This is a genomic window from Panacibacter ginsenosidivorans (assembly GCF_007971225.1).
GTDB classification, from domain to species: Bacteria; Bacteroidota; Bacteroidia; order Chitinophagales; family Chitinophagaceae; genus Panacibacter; species Panacibacter ginsenosidivorans.
On the sequence record NZ_CP042435.1, the window covers coordinates 5125326 to 5151619 of the forward strand.

The 26294-nt window shown below is 38.2% G+C and carries 20 protein-coding genes and 1 tRNA gene; 9 read left to right on the forward strand and 12 right to left on the reverse strand.

The window, feature by feature from the left end; all coding sequences use genetic code 11:
- The first annotated feature begins 35 nt into the window (after positions 1–35).
- From nusB to yajC, 3 genes are all read left to right on the forward strand, one after another.
- The gene (nusB, locus tag FRZ67_RS21680; RefSeq protein WP_147192658.1) at positions 36–965 is read left to right on the forward strand and encodes a transcription antitermination factor NusB; all 930 of its coding nucleotides are present in this window, start codon (positions 36–38) and stop codon (positions 963–965) included.
- 126 nt (positions 966–1091) lie between these two features.
- Positions 1092–1562: a DUF1573 domain-containing protein gene (locus FRZ67_RS21685; RefSeq protein ID WP_158638429.1), complete on the forward strand. Its 471-nt coding sequence runs from the start codon at positions 1092–1094 to the stop codon at positions 1560–1562.
- A 25-nt stretch (positions 1563–1587) separates the two neighbouring features.
- Complete coding sequence (gene yajC, locus FRZ67_RS21690) at positions 1588–1944, forward strand: preprotein translocase subunit YajC (RefSeq protein ID WP_225975434.1); 357 nt, start codon at positions 1588–1590, stop codon at positions 1942–1944.
- A 239-nt stretch (positions 1945–2183) separates the two neighbouring features.
- Here the strand turns inward: yajC and FRZ67_RS21695 are convergent, their stop codons facing one another.
- From FRZ67_RS21695 to FRZ67_RS21715, 5 genes are all read right to left on the reverse strand, one after another.
- Positions 2184–3377, reverse strand: coding sequence for a formylglycine-generating enzyme family protein (locus FRZ67_RS21695; RefSeq protein ID WP_147192660.1), 1194 nt, complete (start codon positions 3375–3377; stop codon positions 2184–2186).
- Between the two features lie 259 nt (positions 3378–3636).
- Positions 3637–4704 carry a fatty acid desaturase family protein gene (locus tag FRZ67_RS21700; RefSeq protein ID WP_147192661.1) on the reverse strand — a complete coding sequence of 356 codons (1068 nt, stop codon included), beginning with the start codon at positions 4702–4704 and terminating at the stop codon, positions 3637–3639.
- Positions 4705–4811: 107 nt separating this feature from the next.
- Positions 4812–5540, reverse strand: a complete 729-nt coding sequence (gene bshB1 / locus FRZ67_RS21705; protein WP_147192662.1) for a bacillithiol biosynthesis deacetylase BshB1 — start codon at positions 5538–5540, stop codon at positions 4812–4814.
- 100 nt (positions 5541–5640) lie between these two features.
- On the reverse strand, positions 5641–6267 hold the full coding sequence (locus FRZ67_RS21710; protein WP_147192663.1) for a DUF4294 domain-containing protein: 627 nt from the start codon (positions 6265–6267) through the stop codon (positions 5641–5643).
- 525 nt (positions 6268–6792) lie between these two features.
- Entirely contained in the window at positions 6793–7140 is a 348-nt protein-coding gene (locus tag FRZ67_RS21715) for a 4Fe-4S dicluster domain-containing protein (protein ID WP_147192664.1), read from the reverse strand.
- 71 nt (positions 7141–7211) lie between these two features.
- Here FRZ67_RS21715 and FRZ67_RS21720 point away from each other — a divergent pair, with 71 nt between their 5' ends.
- Together FRZ67_RS21720 and FRZ67_RS21725 are read left to right on the forward strand one after the other, a co-directional pair.
- Positions 7212–8210: an aldehyde dehydrogenase family protein gene (locus FRZ67_RS21720; protein WP_147192665.1), complete on the forward strand. Its 999-nt coding sequence runs from the start codon at positions 7212–7214 to the stop codon at positions 8208–8210.
- A gap of 256 nt (positions 8211–8466) precedes the next feature.
- Positions 8467–10002: a Do family serine endopeptidase gene (locus FRZ67_RS21725; protein WP_147192666.1), complete on the forward strand. Its 1536-nt coding sequence runs from the start codon at positions 8467–8469 to the stop codon at positions 10000–10002.
- A 454-nt stretch (positions 10003–10456) separates the two neighbouring features.
- Here FRZ67_RS21725 and FRZ67_RS21730 read toward each other — a convergent pair whose 3' ends face one another.
- Positions 10457–11656, reverse strand: coding sequence for a phosphoglycerate kinase (locus FRZ67_RS21730; RefSeq protein ID WP_147192667.1), 1200 nt, complete (start codon positions 11654–11656; stop codon positions 10457–10459).
- Positions 11657–11834: 178 nt separating this feature from the next.
- A complete protein-coding gene (gene gap, locus FRZ67_RS21735; RefSeq protein ID WP_147192668.1) occupies positions 11835–12848 on the reverse strand; it encodes a type I glyceraldehyde-3-phosphate dehydrogenase in 1014 nt (337 codons plus the stop codon).
- Between the two features lie 265 nt (positions 12849–13113).
- On the opposite strand from gap, the gene FRZ67_RS21740 reads away from it, so the two are divergent.
- Positions 13114–13185 (forward strand) — tRNA-Glu (locus tag FRZ67_RS21740).
- 168 nt (positions 13186–13353) lie between these two features.
- On the opposite strand, the gene dnaJ is transcribed toward FRZ67_RS21740, so the two are convergent.
- On the reverse strand, positions 13354–14514 hold the full coding sequence (gene dnaJ / locus FRZ67_RS21745) for a molecular chaperone DnaJ (RefSeq protein ID WP_317131453.1): 1161 nt from the start codon (positions 14512–14514) through the stop codon (positions 13354–13356).
- 85 nt (positions 14515–14599) lie between these two features.
- On the reverse strand, positions 14600–15172 hold the full coding sequence (locus FRZ67_RS21750; protein WP_147192670.1) for a nucleotide exchange factor GrpE: 573 nt from the start codon (positions 15170–15172) through the stop codon (positions 14600–14602).
- 292 nt (positions 15173–15464) lie between these two features.
- Between FRZ67_RS21750 and FRZ67_RS21755 the strand changes: the two genes are divergently transcribed.
- Positions 15465–16640, forward strand: coding sequence for a class I SAM-dependent rRNA methyltransferase (locus FRZ67_RS21755; RefSeq protein WP_147192671.1), 1176 nt, complete (start codon positions 15465–15467; stop codon positions 16638–16640).
- On the opposite strand, the gene FRZ67_RS21760 is transcribed toward FRZ67_RS21755, so the two are convergent.
- Together FRZ67_RS21760 and rpsT are read right to left on the reverse strand one after the other, a co-directional pair.
- Complete coding sequence (locus tag FRZ67_RS21760; protein WP_147192672.1) at positions 16641–17276, reverse strand: LysE family translocator; 636 nt, start codon at positions 17274–17276, stop codon at positions 16641–16643.
- 300 nt (positions 17277–17576) lie between these two features.
- The gene (rpsT, locus tag FRZ67_RS21765) at positions 17577–17834 is read right to left on the reverse strand and encodes a 30S ribosomal protein S20 (protein ID WP_147192673.1); all 258 of its coding nucleotides are present in this window, start codon (positions 17832–17834) and stop codon (positions 17577–17579) included.
- A gap of 164 nt (positions 17835–17998) precedes the next feature.
- Here rpsT and FRZ67_RS21770 point away from each other — a divergent pair, with 164 nt between their 5' ends.
- Entirely contained in the window at positions 17999–20749 is a 2751-nt protein-coding gene (locus tag FRZ67_RS21770) for a 2-oxoglutarate dehydrogenase E1 component (RefSeq protein ID WP_147192674.1), read from the forward strand.
- 189 nt (positions 20750–20938) lie between these two features.
- Here the strand turns inward: FRZ67_RS21770 and FRZ67_RS21775 are convergent, their stop codons facing one another.
- Positions 20939–21631, reverse strand: a complete 693-nt coding sequence (locus FRZ67_RS21775; RefSeq protein WP_147192675.1) for an outer membrane beta-barrel protein — start codon at positions 21629–21631, stop codon at positions 20939–20941.
- 259 nt (positions 21632–21890) lie between these two features.
- On the opposite strand from FRZ67_RS21775, the gene rpoB reads away from it, so the two are divergent.
- The gene (gene rpoB / locus FRZ67_RS21780) at positions 21891–25694 is read left to right on the forward strand and encodes a DNA-directed RNA polymerase subunit beta (protein ID WP_147192676.1); all 3804 of its coding nucleotides are present in this window, start codon (positions 21891–21893) and stop codon (positions 25692–25694) included.
- Positions 25695–26294 lie beyond the last annotated feature (600 nt).

Sequence of the window (26294 nt, forward strand, 5' to 3'; positions counted from 1 at the left end):
CTATCTTCGCAGCCTCAAAAAAAGCTCTTTCCTGAATGATCAGCAGAAGAAATATACGTGTTAAAGTAATGCAGGAACTGTACGCGCTTCAAGCAATAGATGGTGCGCAGGATAAAATTAATCCCGTAGATAATTTAAAAAAGAGTCTTGATCTTACCACGGGCCTTTTTGTTTACCTGTTGTACTTTATTACCGAAGTGGCACGCTATGCAGAAAAAGATGCAAAACAGCGTGCATTAAGAAACCTGCCATCGGCAGCAGACAAAAATGTAAATACCAAGATTTCGGGAAATGAATTACTTTGGCGTATCCTGGAAAATGAGTCTTTTAAAAAAGAAAAAGCTACCCGTACATTAGCTTTTCCTGATACGGAAGACCAGGTAAAAAAAACCTACAATGAGCTGGCTGCTACTGATAATTACAAGCAATACATTCTTGCACAAGGGCGTGATAAGAAAGCAGAAAAAGACATGCTTATTTTTATTTTTACGAATCTTATGTTGCCCAACGAAGATTTTATTCAGCATATAGAAGAACATTTCACCAACTGGGATGACGATGCTGAAATGATGGACCAGCTAATGCTAAATTACCTCCAAAAGCCTGGATCTTACAGCCTGCAGCAAATGGTGGGAGAGGAGAAATGGAAATTTGCAAAAGACCTGCTGGTAACAACATTTAATAAAAAAGATTACGCCTTGGAACTTATAAAACCCAAACTCAAAAACTGGGATTCAGAAAGAATAGCCGCGCTTGATATGATACTTATGCAAATGGGTGTATGTGAGTTTCTTTATTTTGAAACGATACCACCAAAGGTTACCATCAATGAATATATAGACCTGGCAAAAGAATACAGCACACCGCAAAGTGGGCAGTTTGTAAATGGTATTCTCGACAGCATACATAAGGAACTGCTAAGCCAGGATAAAATTCATAAAATTGATTTTAAACAAAAAGCCTGATGTAAGGAATCGCTTACATTTGCGCTCAAAATAATTAATTATGAAATGAGCTATGATAATGCTTATCCGAAGCCGGAAAGATTATTTAGCGAATTCTGTTTGACCAAAACAAAAAAAATTAAACAAATGAAAAGGGTTCTTTTTTTTATTCTTCCCTTGTTGCTGCTGATAATTTTTTATTCCTGTAATTCAGGCGATGCTGCAGCCAAAGAAGCACCTGCAGATGTCGCCACAGATTCTGCCAATTTTACTACGGTAAAATGGAATGATACTGCGGTTAATTTCGGCACTGTTGTTAAAGGGGAGAAAGTGCATATAAAATATACCTGCACTAACACGGGCAATAAACCTTTATTTATTTATTCTGTACGCCCTGGCTGTGGTTGCACCGTAGCTGACTATACCAAGGCTGCTATTATGCCGGGTAAAACCGGGGAAGTAAATGCAGAATTTGACAGTAATCATGGCAATCCTGGTGAAGTACACAAATCAATTGCCGTGCAAACAAATACGCTGAATGCTTCGCCACGTTTAACCTTTACAGGAACCGTAAATCCTCCTGCGGAAAGCAAAGACAGCACTAAGAAAAGTTCTTAACACAATAACATATAAAAAAGCAACGATGAATCTTTTGAACACAGTATTACTAATGGCTCCTCAAACAGGAACCGGAGCAGACCAAAGTCCGTTACCTACCTTTCTTATGATGGGCGCCATTATTCTTGTTTTCTGGTTGTTTATGATACGTCCACAGGCCAAGAAAGCAAAGGATCAGAAAAAATATATCGAGAACATGCAGAAAGGGGATAAGATCGTAACCATTGCAGGTATACATGGCAAGATCAACAAAGTAAATGAAGATGGAACTATAGATCTTGAAACAAGCCCGGGTAGCTATATTAAGATCGAAAAATCTGCTATCAGTCTTGAGTGGAGCCAGAATGCCAATAAAGCAGCAGGTTCTGTAGAGAAGAAATAAACAACAGCAAGCACGGCATAAAATAGATTAAGGAAACTAAAATGGTTTCCTTTTTTTATGAGCCAAACTTTTGTATTGTGTGGCGTCACCTGTTGCGTCGCACTCGTGTGCATTTGATCTTTACGCAAAAAATAATTTTTAAATGCTCACTATATTTCTGAACGTACAAGTGAGTGACACAACCGGCGCTTAATAGTAGTACAAAAGCTGGTTACAAGGACTTTCTTGAATTGTTTCAATTATTTCTTTACATAGTCCTGCACGCAGCGAAAACCAATATGATTGGTGGCAGACCTGTATTCCCCTTTGCCTCTTGTGCCTACCATGTAGCGTGTGCAATATTGATCGGTACACAAGAATGAACCACCGCGTTGAACCTTCTTCTTTAAACCCGGCTCCGCCGGATCATAAGAATTTGCGGGGCCCTGAGGATTCCTTGCAACGCCGGTTGTTGATAATTGTTGATAATAATCGGGTGTGTACCAGTCGCTGCACCATTCCCAAACATTCCCGGCTACATCATATAAGCCATACCCATTTGGTGCAAATTGTTTTACAGGTGCAATGCCCGCATAACCATCGTCTGCTGCATCTTTATCCGGAAAAGAACCTTCAAAAATATTAGCGGGCCATTTGCCTCCAGGTTTTAGTTCATTGCCCCATGCATATAGGTTGCCTGATTTGCCACCACGTGCAGCAAATTCCCATTCAGCTTCTGTTGGCAATCGTTTACCTGCCCATTTTGCATAAGCTTCAGCATCTTCATAACTAATATGTACAACAGGGTAATTTTCTTTTCCTTTTATGGAGCTGCCTTTGCCAAGCGGGTGTTGCCAGTCGGCACCATCCTTATAGCTCCACCATTGTAAATAATCAGTAAGACTTACTTTTCCTGCAGGTGGAGAAAATACCACAGAACCTGCAATCAATTTATCTTCAGGAGCATCTGGGAATTCTTCTTTAGTTGGTTTTCTTTCTGCAACTGTAATATAGTTAGTAGCTTTTACAAAGGCTGCGAATTCTGCATTGGTTACTTCAGATGCATCCATGTAAAAACCGTCGACATATACACGGTGAACAGGTCTTGCATCGTTCATGGTTTCAAAGCCACCGTCTTGTATGCCTACAGGGTTTACGCCACCCATGCTAAATTCGCCACCTGGTATCCAAACCATTCCTTCAGGTGCGGTTTCAGTTGGTGTAGTAGTATTTGCAACAGTTTCTTTGAAATCTGCGCCACCACCATTCATAAATACTGCACTATCGTTTGGTGAGAGCCCGTATGCACATGATATCGCGCCTGCAACTTTTGTGTGCTCAATAATAACAGAGGCATCTTCCTTTTGTTTCTGAGTTGCATTATTACAACTAAAAAGTGATGTAATTAATACTGGTATTAAAAGTAAAATGCTTGTGTATTTAAAATGTATCATCTTTAATGGATAAAATGTTTGCTCAACGTTTTATGTAAGTTATATAAGCTTTGTGTAAATAAAAGTAAGAAGCCGTTAAAATATTGCACTCCTGATAATAAATCTTTTGATTTCTGTAGGGAGCCGATCTTTAATACTGCTATCAGGCTTCTGTTGCGTCGCACTCTTTTGCAATTATAATATTATGGGTCTATTTAGAAAAAGTAAAAGCCGTTCATTAAATGAACGGCTTTTACACAAAAGAAATATTATTTAGAAGTTATGCCCTGCCCATTTGTTTCAGAAATGCAACATGGGAAGCCACCGCCTGGTCAAGTCTTGGATATTCTACGTACACTACACCGTACTCATGACATGCCTGTTTCACAATGCGGCTGATCTGCGGATAATGTATATGCGAAATTTTAGGAAACAAATGATGTTCAATCTGGAAATTAAGCCCGCCAACAAACCACGATACAAAACGACTTTTTGTAGCGAAATTGGCAGTTGTTTTCAACTGGTGAATAGCCCATTCATCTTCCAGCCTGTTTGTAGCTGCATCAGGCACGGGAAATTCGGTATGTTCTACAGTATGTGCAAGCTGGAAAACAATACTTAGAATAAAACCTGCAACAACAGTGAAAGAAAGATAGCCTATCAGCCAATCTGTAAAGCCCAGTTTTACTATTGGTATAACAATGAACAATGAGTAGTGCAATATTTTAAAACCCCAGAAAGTGATATGATCTTTTACACTCATTTTTTTCAAAGGAATATCGCCAATCTTTCCGGCAAAATATTTCCTGTAGTCACTCATCATAACCCAATAGAGATGAAGAAAACAATAAAATATCCAAAAATATAAATGTTGAAATTTATGCAATTTGTAACGTTTCTGCGTTGAAGCCATTCGAAGTACAGGTTTAGCATCTATATCATCATCCACACCATCAACATTTGTATATGCATGATGTATAACATTGTGCTTCATGTTCCACATAAAATGACTTGCACCTAAAACTTCCGCAGTTATAGCGGCAAATTTATTTACAAATGGATATTTACTAAAACTACCATGGCCACCATCGTGCATAACGTTAAAGCCAATAGCTGCTGTGCATGCGCCTAATAAAATACTTAATAATATGGCCCATGGAGCAGATGGAGTAAAGAAAACTAATTGAATGTAGAGGTAACAAAAAGTAATCAGCAAAAAAGCTGCTTTACCAAATAATCTTATACCTCCTGTTGTTGGTTTACCTGTATTTGCAAAATAATCGTTGATGCGGTTTTTCAGTTCTACGTGGAAAGATTGGGATGTGTGCGCGAATTTTGGAGCTTGCATGATCAAAATAAAATTACTGACTAAAATGATTCGGTTGCAAAGGTGCACTTATTTCGTCAGTTATCCGAATTATGTTTAGTTAATGTATGATATTATATTCTTATTGCTTATGTTACTTGTTGAATAAAAGCATCAAAGTTTGAAACCCCGGGTGTTTTAGCCGATAAATATCCTTCTGCGTATTTTACCCCTATTCTTTTGCCAAACATCAGTGCTCTTCCTTTGATTGTTTCAAGAAAATCCGGATTTGAAATGTATGTTTCTGGTTCGCTTGTATCAGTAGTATTAAATTGCGTCTTGTAGCAAAGAATTGATTTGATCTTTTCCTCAAAGTAAGCTGAAATGTCAAATACAAAATCAGGTTTCAGATACCTGTCCTGTATATAATGAAAAACATAAGATGGCCGCCAATGCTCTTGTTGAATATCGTTTATACTTGTTTCAATTTTTCTAAGACCAGAAAGAAAGGCTGCATCGGCAACAAGTTTTGAACTGCGCCCATGATCCGGGTGCCGGTCTTCAGGTGCATTACATAAAACTATTTCAGGTTTATATTTTCTTATAACAGTAATTACTTTACGAATATTTGTTTCATCGTTTTGAAAAAAACCATCTGCCATAAAAAGATTTTCTCTGGCAGAAAGCCGCATTATTTTAGCTGCATCAGCAGCTTCTGTTTTTCTTGTTTCAATGGTTCCCCTTGTACCAAGTTCACCACCGGTAAGATCAATAACCGCCACTTTTTTTCCTGCAGCTGCAGAAGCAATCAATGTTCCCGAGCAGCCTAATTCAACATCATCTGGATGAACACCAAAAGCAAGTATGTCCACTTTCATATAAAAGAAAATTTTTTCGGAATGCAAGATAAGTTGATAAAGTCGAAAGGAGAGAACCAGAAACATGCTTATCCAGGAAAGAATCAAAGGGGAATTATTATTATCCTTTTACACCATACATCTTCTCAACATCTTTTACTATCATTTCCATAACCTCATCTTTCCCTGCTGGTTCATAATTCTGGCGAAGGTTACTCCCAAAGATCAACGCAATGGTCTGCCAGAAACTTGCATTGAAACTGCCTTTGTATTCTTCAATAATTTCATAGCAGTTATTGCCGGTTTGACGGTAGATTAGTTTCATTAAAACCTTTCCCTGGTAAACTGAAAGTTGTGTAAGCTTATCTGCAAATTTTGATTTGAGTTCTTTTTCCTGCGATTTAATAATTGCTTTACGTTTGCTTCTATCACTTACACCTTCTAATCGTGCGTTGATGTTGTTCATAACCTTTGAAGCTTCGATTGCGTAGGGATAAGTAACATAAACTGCATTACGCAAACGCGTCCATTCGGCATATTTCTTTTTCCATTTGCCGGTTAGTTTGGCATACACATAAGCAGGATCAAGCCATGAGCAGGGGATAGTATCTCCATTTGCCTCTATGCACGCATCAACTCTTATCGTATCATATATACCGGTGCCATTCTGTGCATTTGAGGTTTTGGGTACACAGAAAAATATAAAAAAGATTGTTAATAAGGATAATATTCTTTTAGTCAATCGCATTCAAGTATAAATATAACAATAGTCCATCTTATTAATGACATCCCGGCCGTTTAGTAACCTTTGCAGGATGTTGTTTTATGAATATTTAACAATCATTCAAATAAAATTAATGAAGAACTATACTTGGGGCCCGGCTATATACTGCTATTAAACTTAGTTGCGTCGTACTCTTGTACAATTTGTACTTGACGCTGCAGTAAAAACATTATGATTTGAATGAAATAATAAATGCTAAATACATAAAAATTACAACTTCTGTATAAATAAGATGAAAGATATAAAGGTGCTGAAGTGTGCGACGCACAAAGTTTGATTAATAGGTTTTTGCCCGGACCTCCAGATAAAATTAATTAATTACAAAAAAATAAAAGGTGAAGGACTACTGACCCTTCACCTCTACTACGGGAAATATCACCCGCTTGTTAATTGCTGCTTTCGCAACAGTTCTTTGTATAGGAAAGGTAGAAATTTCATTGAATAAACCAAGAAAATCTACCTTAAAATTTTGACATTAGTTATGCACAATTATATATGCATCCTGTCTTTTTTTGCCAGTAACTCTTCAACTGTTTCCTTGTACATTTCATCGGGCACACAACAATCTACAGGACATACAGAAGCACATTGTGGTTCTTCATGAAAACCCTGGCATTCTGTACATTTATTGGGAACAATAAAATATGTATCCACACTTATTGGTTCAAAGCGTTGATCTGAGTCTACAACAGTTCCGTCCATCAATGTAAATGGGCCTTTAATAGTAGTACCATCTGAAATGGCCCATTCAACACCGCCTTCGTAAATTGCATTGTTTGGACATTCTGGTTCGCAGGCACCACAGTTAATACATTCTTCAGTAATTTTTATAGCCATAGTATATTTAATTTTGAAGTTTTAAATAGTGTTTGTAATTCAAATATAGTTAAGCAGCTTAAATATTTTACATGCAGTTATCACAAAGAATAGATTTATTGGTTCACCTTGGCGAATATATGCAAAATGGAAATAATGAATTTGAATTGGTAAAAGAAAATGCATACCGCGAAAACCCGTGGTTTATTCCCGAATTTATTGATCTGGCAGTAGCAAATATTGCAAATGATTTTTTGCAGGAAGATAAACTAAAAGCCTGGGTAGATTATTATAATATCCCTGCAGAAAATAAATCTCCTAAAACTGTTGGGATTGTAATGGCAGGCAATATTCCGTTGGTGGGTTTTCATGATCTGCTGAGTGTATTTATAAGTGGTCATACCGCAGTTATTAAGCCTTCTTCAAAGGACGTTATTTTAATAAAACACCTCATTAATAAGATGAATGAATGGGAAGGAAGCATTCACCAATTAATATCACTGGCAGAAACACTGAAAGATTGCGATGCTTATATAGCTACCGGCAGTAATAATTCCGGCAGGTATTTCGAATATTACTTTGGAAAATATCCTTCTATCATCAGAAAAAATAAAACATCTGTTGCAATACTTGATGGGAGCGAATCACCTGAAGAACTTGAATTACTAACCGACGATATGCAATTGTATTTTGGTCTTGGTTGCAGAAACATCACCAAGTTGTATATCCCCAGGAATTATGATTTTGTGCCGTTATTAAGTACCATAAAAAAGTACGACAGGTTTATGGAGTTTTACAAGTATAAACACAATTATGATTACCAGTTAGCATTACTTATAATGAATAACAAATTTTATATGACGGATGGGTCTCTCCTTCTTACTGAAAATGATTCCTTATTTGCACCGGTAAGCCAGGTTAACTACAGTTTTTTTGAGGATGCCATGGTACTAAAAAGAAGCCTCAGTAAAATTGCGGATATTCAATGTATAACAGGGCATGGGTTTATCCCTTTTGGCAGGGCACAATTCCCATCATTAACTGATTATGCAGATGGGAAAGATACTTTGCTTTTTTTGAGCAAACTTTAATCTCTTTGAACATACTTTCTTTATTTAATTTTACAGATGGATTTATCAGAGATTGTTTGTAAGCATGACATATTTTGTCATCAAACAGAAATTTATCCTTTTAAATAAAAGAAAGAATGACAGAACTACGATAGCTTTCGTCAATTTTATGTTAAAAGGGATAGCTTAACAACTGACGATTAAACCGCTTTGTTACTTTGTTATCAGAACAGGAATAAAATTTGACACTAAACGATAAAACAAAATCTAAATGACAATGAAACTCAAAAACATTTTATTGGTAGTTTTTATTAGTGCTACTACCGCTATTTTGAGTGTTTGGGGCTATGCTAAGTTTGCAGATCATAATAGCTCTTCCGGAATACAGCAGGACAACGGAAAACTTCCCGTAAACTATGCCGGTTTTTTTGATAAGGATAATGCTCCTGTTGGTCCGGTTGATTTTACCGCAGCTGCAACAGCATCTACCCCTGCAGTAGTACACATAAAAACACATACAAAAGAAAAGCAGGTTGCCAATAATAACAAACGTAAAAATCCTTTCTCTGACCTTTTTGGCGATGATGATCCTTTCTCTGATTTTTTTGGAGGCCCGCGTAACATGGTAATACCTGAACAACGCGCAAGCGGCAGTGGTGTAATTGTTAGCAATGACGGGTACATCGTTACCAATAACCATGTAGTTGAAGGAGCTGATGAAATTACGGTAACCACAACTAACAGAAAAACATACAAGGGAACAGTAATTGGCACAGACGTTAACACAGATCTTGCTGTTATTAAAATAGATGGCGCAGGCAACCTTCCTTATATGGTTTGGGGTAATAGTGATGATGTAAAACTTGGTCAGTGGGTATTAGCTGTTGGTTATCCATTAAATCTTGATGTTACCGTAACTGCCGGTATTGTGAGTGCCAAATCGCGTTCTATTGGTATAAATAAAGGCGATCGTCCAATAGAATCATTCATACAAACAGATGCGGCAGTTAACCCGGGTAATAGCGGCGGGGCTTTGATAAACACAAATGGTGAATTGATCGGTATTAACTCTGCCATTGCTTCACCAACAGGTTCTTATGCTGGCTATTCTTATGCAATACCTGTAAATATTGTAAAAAAGATAGTTGGAGATCTTATGAAATTTGGTGCTGTACAAAGAGCTTATATCGGTATTTCTTATCCACCAGATGATCTTCCCGAAGAAAAGAAAAAAGAAATGGGTATTAAAGACGGTGAAGGAGTTTTTATAAATGGTGTAGCCGATGATGGTGCTGCTAAACAGGCTGGTATTCAGAAGGGTGATTTTATTACAAAGATTAATGGAAGTGCAGTGAACAGTGGCCCTGAATTGCAGGAGCAGGTTGCCCGTTATAAACCAGGCGATAAAGTAACCATTACTTTCGTAAGAAATGGTAAAGAGAATACAGCTGCAATTACACTTAAAAACAAGGCTGGTAATTATGAGGCAGTAAAACAAGAATCAGCTCTTGATAATCTTGGTGGTGCTGAGTTGGTAAATCTGGATAAAGCTACTGCTCAGAAAAATGACATAGCTGGCGGTGTACTTGTAAAGAAACTGGGCGATGGTATTTTGAAAAATACACGCATGCAGGAAGGTTTTGTAATTACTAGTGTAGACGGACAGGAAGTAAAAACTGTTGAGGACTTAAAAGCAATTTTAAATAATGCACAGGGCGGCACTGTAAGACTCGAAGGTATTTACCCTGGTTATGAAGGCACCTATGGTTATCCACTCAACTTAAGTAGTTCAGATGGTGGTGCTGATAAGTAATCTTATATAATTATTAAATTAAAAAACCCGTTCATTGATAGAACGGGTTTTTTATACTGTTTATGTACTTAGCTATAGCACTACTATTAAACTTCCGTTGCGTCACTCACTTCAACTTTCTGAAAAGCATGAGCAATAAAATAATAAAAATAAAGTGGCTTTACGGAGCCACTTTCTTTTCTTTTGTTCCATAGGTTGCTTTCCATTATCCAAATCCAACTTAATTTCTTAACTATGAATTCTTCGGTGTTTTATTTCTTGCGTAAAGATATATTCATAATATGCCTTTCAAAAAATGTATCTGAATGAACTGTATCAAAAGAAGATTGAATTGAATATATGTTTACATGAGCCGTTTTAATCTAGGCATATTTAGTAAATACATTATAGCTTATAAATAAAACTGCGAATAGATTTTTAAAAATCTAGTCGCAGAATCTTTTGTACCCACCTGTTATTCATTAATAGCTGCAATGCCTGGCAATACCTTGCCTTCAAAATATTCAAGCATTGCGCCACCACCGGTGCTTACATAACTTACCTTGTCAGTATAACCAAACTGGTTAACAGCAGCAACACTATCACCACCGCCTACTAAAGAGAAAGCACCGTTTTGTGTTGATTCAGCTACCGCATCTGCAATTGCTTTGGTGCCAGCCTGGAATTTTTCCATTTCAAAAACACCCATTGGTCCGTTCCATAAAATGGTCTTAGAGTTCCTGATCACTTCAGAAAATACACCGCATGCTTTAGGACCAATATCTAAACCCATCCATCCATCTGGTATTGCATCACTCATGCATGTTTTGGTATTTGCATCTGCCGCAAACTTGTCTGCAATTACAGAATCTTCAGGTAGATGGATGCTTACATTTTTTACTATTGCTTTTTTCAGAAGCTCACTTGCTGTATCCAGGCGATCTTCTTCGCATAATGAATTACCAATCTTTCCACCTCTTGCTTTCATAAATGTGTAAGCCATGCCACCACCGATGATGATATCCGTTGCTCGTTCTAATAAATTTTCAATAATGAGAATCTTATCTGAAACCTTTGCGCCACCAATAATAGCTGTAAATGGCTTTTCTGATTGGTGCAATACTTTCTCTGCACTGATCACTTCACTTTCCATTAATAAGCCAAACATTTTTTTATCGCCGGGAAAGAATTTTGCAATTACTGCTGTAGATGCATGTGCACGGTGAGCTGTGCCAAATGCATCATTCACATAAACATCACCAAGCTTTGATAATTTTTCTGCAAATGCTTCATCACCTTTTTCTTCCTGTTTATAAAAACGGAGATTTTCCAGCAACAATACTTGTCCTGGTTTTAATGCTGCAGATTTATCTGTAGCCTGCTGACCAATGCAATCATCGGCAAATTCAACAGCAACGCCACCTAGTAAATCGCTTAAGTGTGCTACAATATGTTTCAATGAATATTTATCTTCTGGTCCTTCCTTGGGGCGGCCAAGATGACTCATAAGAATTACGCTGCCGCCATCCCCCAGTATTTTTTTTATAGTGGGTACTGCTGCACGCATCCTGCTGTCATCTGTAATAGCAAAAGTTTGTTTATCTAAAGGCACATTGAAATCTACGCGGATCAATGCTTTTTCATTTGCAAAATTATGATCAGAGAATTTGCTCATGATTATGATTTATTATTTGTAAATAAAAACCGCAAAGACTTAAAGGCGCAGAGAAATAATAAAATTAAAAACTCTCAGCGTCTCTGCGTCTCCGCGGTTTATGTTGAATAAAGATCTGAACCTTCAAGTGAGTGACACAACAGGCGATGCCATAAGCACAACTGTTGTGCAACAAAAATTACTTGCTTATTAAACCTGCAAAATAATGTACTGTGCGTACTAACTGGCTTACATAGCTCATTTCATTATCGTACCAGCTAACTGTGCGTACTAATTGAACATCGCCAACTATTTGCACACGTGTTTGTGTTGCATCATACAAAGAACCATAGGTGATGCCGATAACATCTGTGCTTACAATTTCATCTGTGGTATAACCAAAGCTTTCATTTGCTGCTGCTTTCATTGCTGCATTTACTTCTTCAACGGTTGTTTTCTTACCAAGAACCGCAGTCAATTCAGTTAAAGAGCCTGTGATAGTTGGAACACGCTGAGCAGAACCATCCAGTTTGCCTTTCAATGAAGGCAGTACAAGACCAATTGCTTTTGCAGCCCCGGTGCTGTTTGGTACAATGTTCTGTGCTGCTGCACGTGCACGGCGAAGATCACCTTTGGGATGCGGCGCATCCTGTGTATTCTGATCGTTTGTGTAAGCGTGAATAGTAGTCATTAAACCATTAACAATACCAAATGTATCTTCAAGCACTTTGGCCATTGGTGCAAGACAATTGGTAGTGCAGGATGCACAACTGATCACGGTTTCGCTGCCATCAAGAATACTATGGTTTACATTGAATACAATTGTTTTCAGATCTCCTGTAGCAGGTGCAGAAATAACAACGCGTTTTGCGCCTGCAGTAAGATGTAATTCTGCTTTTGCTTTATCTGTGAAGAAACCTGTACATTCCAAAACAACATCTACATCATGCTGGCCCCATGGAATTTCAGCAGGATTTTTTTGTGCATATATTTTTACTTCGTTACCCTTTACAATGATTGAATTTTCTGTAGCAGAAACCTCTTCATTAAAGCGGCCCTGTGCGCTATCATATTTTAAAAGATGTGCTAATACTTTTGGACTAGTAAGATCATTTATCGCAACAACATCAATCCCCTCCATGTTAAATATCTGTCTGTATACCAAACGGCCGATTCTTCCGAATCCGTTGATTGCAACTTTTACTGTGCTCATGTTTTATTGTTTATATTTTATTAAAAGCGATGCGAATTTACAAGTATTGAAGTGAAAAAACATGATATTTTTTGTTTACAGACGTTAGTACAAGCATTAAGCTTCTGTTGCGTCGCATTACGTTCATCGTTCTGTAATCCTTATGAGCATTGAGTTGCAGCTCGCATGTTATTTTTGTGATTGATAAAATACTTATAAGGCTTAAAAAAATTTTGCCGAAATAGAAAACGCGCCTATTTTTGCACTCCCAAAAAATGAGGGACATGGAGCGTTGGTCAAGGGGTTAAGACACCTCCCTTTCACGGAGGAATCACGGGTTCGATTCCCGTACGCTCTACAGGAAAAGGTAAAGTTGTAAATCCCAATTGTCTGCAAAGATGGTTGGGATTTCTTATTTTAAATCTTTTGTTCTGGTTTGCTCAATTTATCTTTTGCTGATGAAGAGATTGCGACGCAACGAAGCTGCTACATGTACTATCGCTGGTATCATAAATAAAAAAACTATTTAACTAAATACTTCCTTCACTCTGTCAAAAAAACTTTTCTCACTTTTTCCTGGTTGCGGTTTAAAGTTCGGGCTGTTGTTTAATTTATCGAGCATTTCTTTTTCTTCAGTTGTTACATGTTGTGGTGTCCACACATTTACATGCACCAACTGATCTCCTTTGGAATATCCGTTTACATCAGGAAAGCCTTTGCCTTTTAATCGAAAGATCTTTCCACTCTGTGTACCTGCCGGTATTTTTATTTTAGCTCTTCCATCAATCGTTGGAACTTCTACCTGTGTGCCAAATGTTGCATCAGGAAAAGAGATGTGCAATTCAAATGCTACATTCAATCCATCACGCTGCAATTCTTTATGCGCTTCTTCTTCTATAAGAATAATCAGATCACCTGGTGCACCGCCTCTTTCACCTGCATTACCTTTTCCACTCATACTTAACTGCATGCCCTCCTGCACACCTGCAGGAATATCAACGGTAACCATTTCTTCACCGTACACACGGCCTTCTCCTTTACAGTTGCCGCATTTTGCAGTGATGGTTGTTCCTTCTCCGTTACAGGTTGAGCATGTTGTTACTGTTTGCATCTGACCAAGAAAAGTATTAGTTACTTTTCTCACCTGCCCGCTACCGCCGCAGGTGCTGCAGGTTTGCACACTGCCTTTATCTTTTGCACCGCTGCCACCACACGTATTACAGCCTACATATTTTTTAACCTTGATGGTTTTTGTTACACCCTTTGCAGCTTCTTCAAAAGTGAGTTTCAATTTCACACGAAGGTTGCTTCCTCTTATCCCTCTGGGCCTTCCACCGCCACCACTTCTTCGTTGTCCTCCACCAAAGAAGCTGCCGAAAATATCATCGCCAAAAATATCTCCGAATTGGCTAAAAATATCTTCCATATTGCTTGCATGGCCGCCGCCAAAACCACCTTGCCCTGGTGCAAATGCCTGGTGACCGTAGCGGTCATATTTAGCCCTTTTATCAGCATCGCTTAATACTTCATAGGCTTCCGCTGCTTGTTTGAATTTTTCTTCAGCTGTTTTGTCTCCGGGGTTGCGGTCAGGGTGATATTGCATAGCCACCTTGCGATAAGCTTTCTTTAACTCTTCGGCAGTAGCTGTTTTACTGACACCTAAAATCTCGTAATAGTCTTGCTTCATAATGTTTAAATGCGCTAATGTGTCGATGAATTTATGTGGTTATCCGCTTTTTCATTTTCACATCTCCACATTTTAAATTTTCAAATTATTTACCCACAACTACTTTTGCAAAGCGTATGATCTTATCATTAAGGTAATAACCTTTTTGAACTTCATCCACTACTTTACCTGATAATGCAGGGGTGGGTGCCGGAATTTCCGTAATGGCTTCATGTTTTTCTACGTCAAACTCAGAACCAATACTTTCCATTGCCTTTACACCTTTTGATTGCAGGTTATTGCGCAGCTTGTTAAAAACCAGTTGTATACCTTCTTTTATTAAGGCAACATCTTCTGTTTGCTGCAACTGTTTTTCTGCACGGTCGCAGTCGTCCAATACATCCAGTAAAGACGTGATAACATCTCTGCCTGCTGTTTGTATCAGCTCTATTCTTTCTTTAGCTGTGCGGCGGCGAAAGTTGTCAAACTCTGCGTATAGGCGCACATATTTATCTTTTTGTTCCTGTAAATCAGCTTTTAGTTTTTCTAATTCAGACTCATTGCCTACAGGCTCGTTAAGATGCGTGGTGCCCGCTGCATTTTCGTCAGCATTAATTGAAAAATCAGCCGTTTCTACAGTATTATCCTGTTCAAAGGTTTGCTTTTGATTGTCTTCCATACTTTAAATATTGTTATTCAATTGGTCAAATTTTTTGCCAAGGATACTTAAGTGGAAATATTGGCAGGCGATAAATGAATTCTGGGGCCGGCTTTTGGGTTTTTATGGCATCGCCGGTTGTGTCACTCACTTGTGCGTTCGGAACTTTAATGAACAATTTCACTGCCTATTGCCTCCTTGCCTTTGTTCATGGATTACAAAAGTGCGACGCAACGATGTCCAATTTCTGCACTTTAGTTGGGTTCCTAAATATCAAAATCAAATACTGCAACCCGCCAATTATCTTTGCCACATGACAAAGGTTATTCTAAAGCGAAAGATTGCAATGCGTATTGCCAACGGGCACCCGTGGATATTTGCCAATGAAATTGAAAAGACGGAAGGCGCTGTGGATGCAGGTGGTATTGCAGATGTTTTTTTTCACGACGGCAAATTTGCGGGCAGGGGATATGTGAACCCGCAATCTCAGATAATGGTGCGCTTGCTTACACGCAGGAAAGAAGAAATTGATGAACAATTTTTTTTCAGGCGCATTAATGAAGCCTGGAAATACCGACAGAAAATTGGTTATACAGAAAATTGTCGGCTGATATTTGGTGAAGCAGATGAAATGCCTGCATTGATCATTGATAAGTTCAACGATTATTTTGTAATTCAAACAATGGCGCTGGGTATTGATGTGTGGAAACCTGCCATAGTAAAGGCTTTGCAGAAAATATTTTCTCCCAAAGGAATCTATGAAAGAAACGATGTGCCTGTTCGTGAACTGGAAGGGTTGCAACAACAAAAGGGTTTTTTATCTGAGCCTTTTGATACAAATATCATCATCAATGAAAATGGTTTGCAGTTTCATGTGGATATTGAAAATGGACAAAAGACCGGGTACTTTTTAGATCAGAGAGATAACAGGAGACAGATACAACACATAGTAAAAGGTGCAGATGTTCTTGGTGCATTTACTTATACGGGCACATTTGAAATTCATGCAGCGCATTATGGTGCAAAGAGTGTACATGGTTTGGATATTTCAGAAAATGCGGTTGCACAAGCTACAAAAAATGCTCAGTTAAATAAACTGGATCATATCTGCAAGTTTGAAACGATCAATGCTTTTGATGCGTTGAAGAATTGGGGAAAAGAAGGCAGGCAATATGATGTTGTAATGCTTGATCCGCCTGCGTTTACCAAGAGCAGGGAAACCATTCAGAAGGCAATAACCGGTTATAAGGAAATTAATTTACGTGGTATGAAGTTGCTGCGTGATGGAGGGTTTCTCGTAACATCAAGTTGTACCAATCTTGTGCAACCTGAATTGTTTTTGCAGGTCATTGATATGGCTGCGAGAGATGCAAGAAAGAAAATAAAGCAGGTTACATTTCGTGCACAGGCAAGTGATCATCCGATTGTTTGGGGGATGGAGAATACGAATTACTTGAAATTTTTGATCGTTGAAGTAAGTAATAAATAACTAAATAAATTTTCCCCATATCATCCTGTAAAGCTGTGCCAGTGCGGCTATTATAAAAATGCCGCCCATTACAGAATTAAGTGTTTTTGTACTGGTGTTCATTTTGGTAATAAGCCAGTTGCCGCCATACATGTAAAGTGCCAGACCGCTGATGGTTCCTGCACCACAACCAAAAGTGAAAAAATTAAACTCGGTAAAATTTGACAGGAGTACTTTATTGTCTAGCAAATATGTACTCCATATAAACCAAAAAGGTATTTGTGCAGGGTTCAATGCACTCATACTTACACCCAGCAAAAAGCGGTGAAGATTGTTATCAAGTAATAGCGCTTTTTTTTCAGTTTCTTGTTTCCACGCTGAAACAAAACTAATAATACCAAGCGTCAGAAAAACCGCAACTGTAAGCCATCCTAAAACCTGGAATAAAAGTTTGTGCTGCATAATCCAGTTGACACTGAAAAGCGTAAGCCGCAGATAAATAATTTCTACGATTGCTACACCAATTGCATAGCGCCATGCATGTTTAAAATTTTCCTGCACAGCGATCTGTGTAGAGGTAATACTCATGGTGCCTAATGGTAATTGTCCTAAGAAACTTACCAACCAGCCTATCCAGAAAATAAAAAAATAATGCATGCACTTATTTAAAATGCAATGATAAGAAAACAGTAAGATGATTGTGTAAGTAACCTATCAGTAAAATGGAATTAGTTTTTATGAGCCAGGCTGATGAATATATATTAATCTTTTGTTGCGTCGCACTCTTGTACGTTCTGCTCTTCTATCGACAGTCAATCGTTAACTGTCGACCATTTTTCCAAACGCTCAAGTGAGTGACACAACCGGCGATGCCAAAAGAACAGAAGCCCGGAACAAAATAAAAAAGCCGTGTTATGACTAACACAGCTTTAATTATAATTCAACAACTAAAATTAATTATGCTTTGGGAAGCGCAGCTTTCTTAGAGAGTTTACTCTTAAGATTGCTTGCTTTGTTTTTGTGAATGATACCTTTTTTAGCCAGTTTATCAATCATAGAAATAACAGAAGGAAGTTCATCAGTATAAGCTTTCTCTTCTTTTACCTCTTTCAGGTCACGTATTGCATTACGTGTAGTTTTACCGTAATAACGGTTTCTGTCCCTGCGTTTCGCTGCCTGGCGAGTATCCTTCTTTGTAGCTTTATGATTTGCCATTATTTATTTTTTCGGACGGCAAAGGTAGGCATCTGAACGAAAAAAAGAAAAAAAATTCAGAATAAATCTAAAATTTTGATCTTGCGAATTTTCCAGGGCAATTGCAATATGGCATCAATGAACGATATTTGCATCCGCCATAATGATTTTTAAAAGCAATCGAGATGAAAGACTTTTCGTATATAACCAGCTCACATCCCCAATTCGTTGAAAGCTTATACCAGGATTTTAGTAAAAACCCCGAAAGTGTTGATCCGGAATTCCGGAAATTCTTCGAAGGTTTTGATTTTGCTGTAAATAACGGCTCAAAAAACGGTAATGGGGCTGCGACGCCTGCAGCAGTTAGCACTGGCGAAGCAATTGACTGGATGCGTGAAATTCGTGTTTATCGTATTATTCTTGGTTACAGGAACAAGGGGCATTTAATTGCTAAAACAAATCCTATTCGTGAAAGAAAAGATCGAGGCGCTAACCTTGATCTTGGTTTTTTTGGGTTTACGGAAGCTGATCTTGATAAAGAATTCCAGGCAGGTCAATTAATTGGTCTTGGCAAAACCAAGCTTAGAAATATTATTGATTATTTACAAAAAGCTTATGCAACACATGTTGGTGTTGAATTTAAATATATAAGTGAGCAGGACAGGGTAGATTGGTTATACAATGAAATGGAAAGAAAATTCAATGACCCTTTGCCTCTTGAAAAAAGAAAACGCATACTGGAAAAATTGAACCAGGGTGTAATGTTTGAGAAATTTTTACATACCAAATATATCGGCCAGAAAAGATTTTCATTGGAAGGAGGGGAGACCACCATTGCGGCTTTAGATGCAATCATTAATACTGCGGCAGATAATGACGTACAGGAAGTGGTGATTGGCATGGCGCATAGAGGAAGATTAAATGTGCTCGCTAATATCATGGGTAAAACCTATGAACAAATATTCAGTGAATTTGAAGGTACTGCTAAACTTGACCAGACAATGGGTAGCGGCGATGTTAAATACCACATGGGGTATGGAAGTGAGGTTACTACACCCGGTAATAAAACTGTCCACCTGAAACTAATGCCAAACCCTTCACATCTTGAAGCAGTGGATCCGGTGGTGGTAGGTTTTTCAAGGGCAAAGGCAGATGTGATGTATGAAAGTGAATACGACAAAATTCTTCCAATACTTATACATGGAGATGCTTCAATTGCTGGTCAGGGTGTAGTATATGAAATATTGCAAATGAGCGATCTGAAAGGTTATTATACCGGAGGTACTATTCATTTTGTAATTAATAACCAGATTGGCTTTACTACAGACTTCGACGATGCCCGGAGCTCTGATTACTGTACTTCGCTTGCTGGTGCTATTCAAGCACCCGTGCTACATGTAAATGGTGACGATGCTGAAGCAGTAGTAAAATGTGTTGAGATCGCAACGCGTTACCGTCAGCAGTTCAATGCTGATATTTTTGTAGATATGGTTTGTTATCGTCGTCATGGTCATAATGAAGGTGATGATCCAAAGTTTACACAGCCGCATATGTACGCATTGATTGAGAAACACCAAAACCCGCGTGAGCTATACACAAACTACCTTTTGGAAAAAGGTGAAGCTGATGCAAAAGATCTTGCCAAAGAAATGGAGAAGAAATTCTGGGGAGATCTGCAAGAACGATTAGATGAAGTAAAACAGAATCCGCTTCCTTATAATTATCAACAACCGGAGTTGTGGTGGAAGAGTTTGCGCAAAGCAACATCTGATGATTTTGTGAAGTCACCAACAACTGCAATTTCCAATTCAGATTTCAAAAAAATATTTGACGCCTTAATGTCATGGCCTGAAGATTTTACGCCACTTAAAAAAGTGGAGAAAATTATTCAGGATAAGGTCAAGCTTTTTCAGGCTGAAAATAAAGTTGATTGGGCAACCGGCGAATTAATGGCTTATGCAAGTATTCTGCTTGATGGCAATGATGTGCGCATGAGCGGGCAGGATGTTAAACGTGGTACATTCTCTCATCGTCATGCAGTATTAAGAGATGAAAATACTGATAAAGAATATAGCCGTTTAAGCAGGCTTGATGGAGCAAAAGGAAAATTCAGAATTTATAATTCCTTACTTAGTGAGTATGGTGTATTAGGTTTTGAATATGGTTATGCTATGGCAAATCCACACGCTTTGGTTCTTTGGGAAGCTCAGTTTGGTGATTTTAGTAACGGCGCACAAACCATGATTGATCAATTTATAAGTGCTGGTGAGCAAAAATGGAATCGTATGAATGGCGTTACTATGTTGCTGCCTCATGGTTATGAAGGTCAGGGCCCTGAACATAGCAGCGCAAGAATGGAGCGTTACTTACAGGCTTGTGCCGAATTGAACATGGTAATTACAAATATTACTACCGCTGCAAATTTATTCCACGCTTTGAGAAGACAGGTTGCCTGGCCGTTCAGAAAACCATTGATCAATTTTTCGCCAAAAGCAAATCTTCGTCACCCGGGAAGTTATAGTCATCTCTCAGAGTTTATAAGTGGTGGTTTTAAAGAAGTGATAGATGATGAAAATGTAACTGATGTTGCACAGATCAAAAAAGTATTGTTCTGTTCCGGTAAATTATATTTCGATCTTGCTGAAAGAAAACAAAAAGACAATCGCAATGATGTAGCGATCATTCGTCTCGAACAGATATACCCATTGCCTTTTAAACAACTTGATGATCTTTATAAAAAATACAATAAAGCCGTTTGGTTTTGGGTACAGGAAGAGCCTTTGAACATGGGCGCCGCATCATTTTTACAAATGAATTTAAAGAGTATCAATTACGGCGTAATCAGCCGTAACCCAAGCGCGGCAACAGCTACAGGCTATGCTAAAGTTCATAAACAGGAGCAGGAAGAAATTATACAAACAGCTTTCAGCATTTAATTGCTGCATTATTTGTCGTAGTACAAGAGTGCGACGCAACATAAGATTAATTGAAATACAAAAGCCCGGATCATAAAAATGTTCCGGGCTTTTCTTATTTATTTGAATACAAGCTTTTGCAACTCCGGTTAAGCATCGTTGCGTCGCAATCACTTCATCGTTTTACTAAACATCAACCAAATTGATTATTTAAAATTTAAGGGTAAGGCCGCCATTAAGAATATATTTTCCATAGCCACCTTCAATATAAAGCCCTGCATTTTTAGAAATATTAAATCTTGCACCAAGAGATGCCTGGTATGCGAGGATGGTAGGATTTTCAAGGTCATAAACTTTTGCACCAGTTTCGTCTATATAATCCTGTTTCCAGTTATTAACACCTATGGCTGTTCTTAAATATGGTTCTACTTTTCTGTTATATGTTGGAAAATAAGTCATGATATTCAGCATTACACTCCAGTTTTCTAATTTGCCTGTAAAATCCGGAATGTTAGTACTATTACTATAATTATAATATGGAGCAGAAACTTTTCCATAAGTTCCTATAACTCCAATGCTCATATTGCGGTTAAACTGGTAGTCTATCGCGCCTGTTATAGGGCCTGTTTGAGAGGAATTTCCTCTGTAGCTATTGTAAAAATTATACAGATGATCTTTATCTAAATTGGGAAACCCATACCCAATGCTCAAATTCAATGTTGGTTCGAATGGTGCTTTCTTCGGTGCTGTTTGCCTTGTCTGTGGTCGTCTTGGTGCCGGTGCAACTCTTACTCTGCTCCTTACCCTTGGCCTTCCATAATAGTAATGATATCGGAATTGAGCTTCAGACTCTATCGCAAAAGCCGTACAAAGTATGACAATAATCAGTATATGTTTTTTCATAATGAATAATGATTTATCAGTATGATTATCAATAAACAAAAAGGTTTAAAAAGAATAATGTCTTATTTGGTAGTATTAACATACGGAATAAAATTTGTTTTTGAGTTTCGCGCACTATCATTACCTTTGCCCTCCTTTAATTTAGGGCTAATTAGCGATGTTTGCTGCGGCTGGCCAGATAATCCGTAGCACAACATATCAAACAGTTGAGAATCAAGTTGTTCTCTTTATTGTACAGTAAAACCGGTTAATTATAGATATGTCATCAACTACAATGCAAAGCAGGGTTAGTTTCGGTAAAACAAAGAACCTGGCTGAAACTCCTGATCTTTTAGACATTCAGTTAGAATCTTTCAGAGACTTTTTCCAGTTAGAAACTACTCCTGACAAACGTAACAACGAAGGCTTGTTTAAGGTATTTAAGGAAAATTTTCCTATTACCGACACCCGTAACATCTTCGTTTTGGAGTTCCTGGATTATTTTATTGATCCTCCCCGCTACACAATTGAAGAATGTATGGAGCGTGGCTTAACTTACGCGGTTCCGCTTAAGGCTAAATTGCGTTTAAGTTGTAATGATGAGGAGCACGTAGATTTTCAGACAATTGTTCAGGATGTATTTCTTGGAAATATTCCGTACATGACTCCACGTGGCACATTTGTTATCAATGGTGCTGAACGTGTAGTGGTATCTCAATTGCATCGTTCACCAGGTGTATTCTTTGGTCAGTCTATTCATCCTAACGGAACTAAGATATACTCAGCAAGAGTAATTCCTTTCAAAGGGGCGTGGATGGAATTTGCTACAGACATTAATAATGTAATGTATGCTTACATCGATCGTAAGAAAAAATTCCCGGTAACTACTTTATTGCGTTCTATCGGTTTCGAAACAGATAAAGATATCCTGGAACTTTTTGGCATGGCTACAGAAGTTCCCGCCGATAAAAAATCTTTAAAAAATCATCTTGGTAAAAAATTGGCTGCACGTGTATTGCGTACCTGGGTAGAAGATTTTGTGGATGAAGATACCGGCGAGGTTGTATCTATCGAACGTAACGAAATCGTTATGGAACGTGATACAATCCTTGATGAGGCAGCAATTGAAACTATTGCAGATATAGATGTCAAAAGTGTTTTCGTTCAGCGTGAAGACGTTGGTGGTGATTATGCTATTATCTATAATACATTAAATAAAGATACCTCTAATAGTGAATTAGAAGCAGTTCAACATATCTATCGCCAATTGCGTGGTGCTGATGCTCCTGATAATGAAACTGCACGTGGTATCATCGATAAATTATTCTTTAGCGATAAGCGTTATGATCTTGGTGAAGTTGGTCGTTATAAGATCAACCGTAAATTAGGCGTTACTCAAAAGCTTACTAATAAGGTTCTTACTAAAGAGGATATTATTGAAATCATTAAATACCTGGTGCGCTTAACAAATGCTAAAGCGGAAATTGATGATATCGATCATTTGAGTAACCGTCGCGTTCGTACCGTGGGCGAGCAATTATATGCACAGTTTGGTGTAGGCCTTGCACGTATGGCACGTACTATTCGTGAAAGAATGAACGTACGCGATAATGAAGTGTTCACTCCTGTTGATTTGATCAATGCAAGAACACTTTCATCAGTGATTAATTCATTCTTTGGTACATCACAGTTATCACAGTTTCTTGACCAAACCAATCCTTTATCCGAGATCACACACAAACGTCGTATCTCAGCTTTAGGCCCCGGTGGTCTTAGCCGTGAAAGAGCTGGTTTTGAGGTTCGTGACGTACACTATTCACACTATGGTCGTCTTTGTACGATTGAAACACCGGAAGGTCCAAACATTGGTTTGATCTCTACACTTTGTGTACACGCCAAGATCAATGATATGGGCTTTATTGAAACACCTTATCGTAAGGTTAACGATGGTAAGGTGAATATGAAAGAGCTTACTTATCTGAGCGCAGAAGAAGAAGATACGGCAAAGATCGCACAGTCTAATTCTATAGTAGATGAAAAAGGAAACTTTGTTGAAGATAAGATTGTAAGCCGCGAAACTGGTGATTTCCCTATTCTTGATAAAGCTGATGTTGAATATATGGATGTTGCACCTAACCAAATCGTTGGTTTGAGTGCTTCATTAATTCCATTCCTTGAACATGATGATGCCAACCGTGCATTGATGGGATCAAACATGCAACGCCAGGCAGTTCCGCTTATCCGTCCTGAATCACCAATTGTTGGTACAGGGCTGGAGGGTAAAGCTGCACGTGATGCACGTATCCAAATCCATGCAGAAGGTGATGGCGTAGTTGAATATGTTGACTCAAAAGAAATACATGTTCGCTACAGCAGGAACGATCAGGATCGTTTGGTAAGTTTTGAAGAAGATCTGAGAATTTACAAACTCACTAAATTCATCAAAACAAACCAATCAACTTGTATCATTCTTCGCCCGGCTGTTAAGAAAGGCCAGAAGGTTTTGAAAGGTGATTTCCTTACAGAAGGTTATGCAACACAGAATGGTGAATTGGCTCTGGGCCGTAACCTGCAGGTTGCATTCATGCCATGGAAAGGTTACAACTTTGAAGATGCTATCGTTATCAGCGAGAAAGTAGTTCGTGAAGATCTGTTTACTTCTATCCATATTGATGAATATGAATTGGAAGTTCGTGATACAAAACTTGGTGAAGAAGAATTAACGCCTGATATTCCAAACGTTTCTGAAGAAGCTACCAAAGACCTTGACGAAAATGGTATCATCCGTATTGGTGCTCAGGTTCGCGAAGGCGATATTCTTATCGGTAAGATCACACCAAAAGGTGAAAGCGATCCTACACCGGAAGAAAAATTATTACGTGCCATCTTCGGTGATAAAGCAGGTGACGCAAAAGATGCTTCTTTAAAAGCACCTAACGGAACTGAAGGTGTTGTAATTGATAAGAAGCTTTTCCAGCGTGCAAAGAAAGATAAGAATGCAAAGATCCGTGAGAAAGCACAACTTGAAAAAGTAGAGAAGGTTCACGATAAAAATGAAGAAGATCTGAAAGAAGTATTGCTAAGCAAATTGCAAACATTACTTCGTGACAAATCCTCTGCAGGTGTTACCAACAACTTTGGCGAAATGCTGATTGGTAAAACTGCTAAGTTCAATGTTAAGAATCTTGCGGCAATCGATTACCAGAACGTTAATCCTTTGAACTGGACTGGTGATGCAGTTGTTGATGACCAGATCAATACTTTGTTACACAACTTCAACATCAAATACAACGAAGAACTTGGTCGTTACAAGAGAGAGAAATTCAATATCTCTATCGGTGATGAATTACCTGCAGGTGTTTTGAAACTTGCTAAAGTTTACCTCGCTGTAAAACGTAAGTTGAAAGTGGGTGATAAAATGGCGGGTCGTCACGGAAACAAAGGTATCGTTGCCAAGATCGTTCGTGCAGAAGATATGCCGTTCATGGAAGATGGAACACCGGTTGATATTGTATTGAATCCATTGGGTGTACCATCACGTATGAACCTCGGTCAGATTTATGAAACAATTCTTGGATGGGCAGGTAAGAAGATGGGCGTTAAATTTGCTACACCAATTTTTGATGGTGCTACAGTAGATGAGATCGGTCAGTATTGCACAGATGCAGGAATTCCTTCAATGGGTCACACTTATCTGTACGATGGTGAAACCGGCGAACGCTTCCACCAAAAAGCAACAGTTGGTGTTATTTACATCATTAAGCTGCACCACATGGTTGATGATAAGATGCATGCCCGTTCAATCGGACCATACTCTCTTATCACACAACAGCCACTCGGCGGTAAAGCACAGTTCGGTGGTCAGCGTTTTGGTGAAATGGAAGTTTGGGCACTCGAAGCTTATGGTGCAGCAAATATTCTGCAGGAATTGCTTACGCTTAAATCAGATGATATCATCGGTCGTGCAAAGACTTATGAAGCCATCGTTAAAGGTGATAATATTCCAAGAGCAGGTGTACCGGAATCATTCAATGTATTGGTTCATGAGTTACGCGGCTTAGGTCTCGATCTTAAATTTGAATAAGCAAAACGCTTACATCATATTCAAGGCTGTTCGAAAGAACAGCCTTTTTTTATTTTATGTAATTAGCTGTATTGCTTCTATGAAGCTTTACTTGCGTCGCACTCTTGTACTGTAATTCTTTATTGAGCTTTTAACAAGAATATTAAATGGCTACTCTTAGCTTACGTAAGGATTAATTTGTTAGTGTTGTTTTAATCATTGTCTTTGAATCCATTTGATAGAATAATTTGTCTATTCGAACCTCTTATAATACACAACACATCAGTAGTCTTGTCATCTGTTTCACGCTAATAAAAGTCTACCCAATAATTTTCTTCTTTCAGCAAGTTTATTGTGTTTTTTAATGAATCAGAATATTGAATTGCATTATTGCAAAAGCTATTTGAATATTCTATTAATTTAATAATAAAGTGCCGATCAGCTTTGCTTGAAATGGATTTTAGACTTCGGTCGAATACATCAATATCGCCGCTGTTTCATATTCATTTCTACAGTATTTAAGTTTTGGAAGCTTATTCTTAAGAAGGTTTAAATAAATGCTGTCGATCCATCTTAACAAAGAAGTATCTGGTTCATATACATTGTTTTTTGCTAAACAAT

Coding starts and splice junctions, on each gene's coding strand:
- FRZ67_RS21760 (WP_147192672.1), bottom strand. CDS start 17,276: ATGCATTATTTTTTTATTTTCTGGATAGGCTGGTTGGTAAGTTTCTTA.
- FRZ67_RS21700 (WP_147192661.1), bottom strand. CDS start 4,704: ATGCAAGCTCCAAAATTCGCGCACACATCCCAATCTTTCCACGTAGAA.
- FRZ67_RS21750 (WP_147192670.1), bottom strand. CDS start 15,172: ATGGAAGACAATCAAAAGCAAACCTTTGAACAGGATAATACTGTAGAA.
- FRZ67_RS21770 (WP_147192674.1), top strand. CDS start 17,999: ATGAAAGACTTTTCGTATATAACCAGCTCACATCCCCAATTCGTTGAA.
- FRZ67_RS21775 (WP_147192675.1), bottom strand. CDS start 21,631: ATGAAAAAACATATACTGATTATTGTCATACTTTGTACGGCTTTTGCG.
- rpsT (WP_147192673.1), bottom strand. CDS start 17,834: ATGGCAAATCATAAAGCTACAAAGAAGGATACTCGCCAGGCAGCGAAA.
- rpoB (WP_147192676.1), top strand. CDS start 21,891: ATGTCATCAACTACAATGCAAAGCAGGGTTAGTTTCGGTAAAACAAAG.
- FRZ67_RS21710 (WP_147192663.1), bottom strand. CDS start 6,267: ATGCGATTGACTAAAAGAATATTATCCTTATTAACAATCTTTTTTATA.
- nusB (WP_147192658.1), top strand. CDS start 36: ATGATCAGCAGAAGAAATATACGTGTTAAAGTAATGCAGGAACTGTAC.
- bshB1 (WP_147192662.1), bottom strand. CDS start 5,540: ATGAAAGTGGACATACTTGCTTTTGGTGTTCATCCAGATGATGTTGAA.
- FRZ67_RS21685 (WP_158638429.1), top strand. CDS start 1,092: ATGAAAAGGGTTCTTTTTTTTATTCTTCCCTTGTTGCTGCTGATAATT.
- FRZ67_RS21755 (WP_147192671.1), top strand. CDS start 15,465: ATGACAAAGGTTATTCTAAAGCGAAAGATTGCAATGCGTATTGCCAAC.
- gap (WP_147192668.1), bottom strand. CDS start 12,848: ATGAGCACAGTAAAAGTTGCAATCAACGGATTCGGAAGAATCGGCCGT.
- FRZ67_RS21695 (WP_147192660.1), bottom strand. CDS start 3,377: ATGATACATTTTAAATACACAAGCATTTTACTTTTAATACCAGTATTA.
- FRZ67_RS21730 (WP_147192667.1), bottom strand. CDS start 11,656: ATGAGCAAATTCTCTGATCATAATTTTGCAAATGAAAAAGCATTGATC.
- FRZ67_RS21725 (WP_147192666.1), top strand. CDS start 8,467: ATGAAACTCAAAAACATTTTATTGGTAGTTTTTATTAGTGCTACTACC.
- yajC (WP_225975434.1), top strand. CDS start 1,588: ATGAATCTTTTGAACACAGTATTACTAATGGCTCCTCAAACAGGAACC.
- FRZ67_RS21720 (WP_147192665.1), top strand. CDS start 7,212: ATGCAGTTATCACAAAGAATAGATTTATTGGTTCACCTTGGCGAATAT.
- FRZ67_RS21715 (WP_147192664.1), bottom strand. CDS start 7,140: ATGGCTATAAAAATTACTGAAGAATGTATTAACTGTGGTGCCTGCGAA.
- dnaJ (WP_317131453.1), bottom strand. CDS start 14,514: ATGAAGCAAGACTATTACGAGATTTTAGGTGTCAGTAAAACAGCTACT.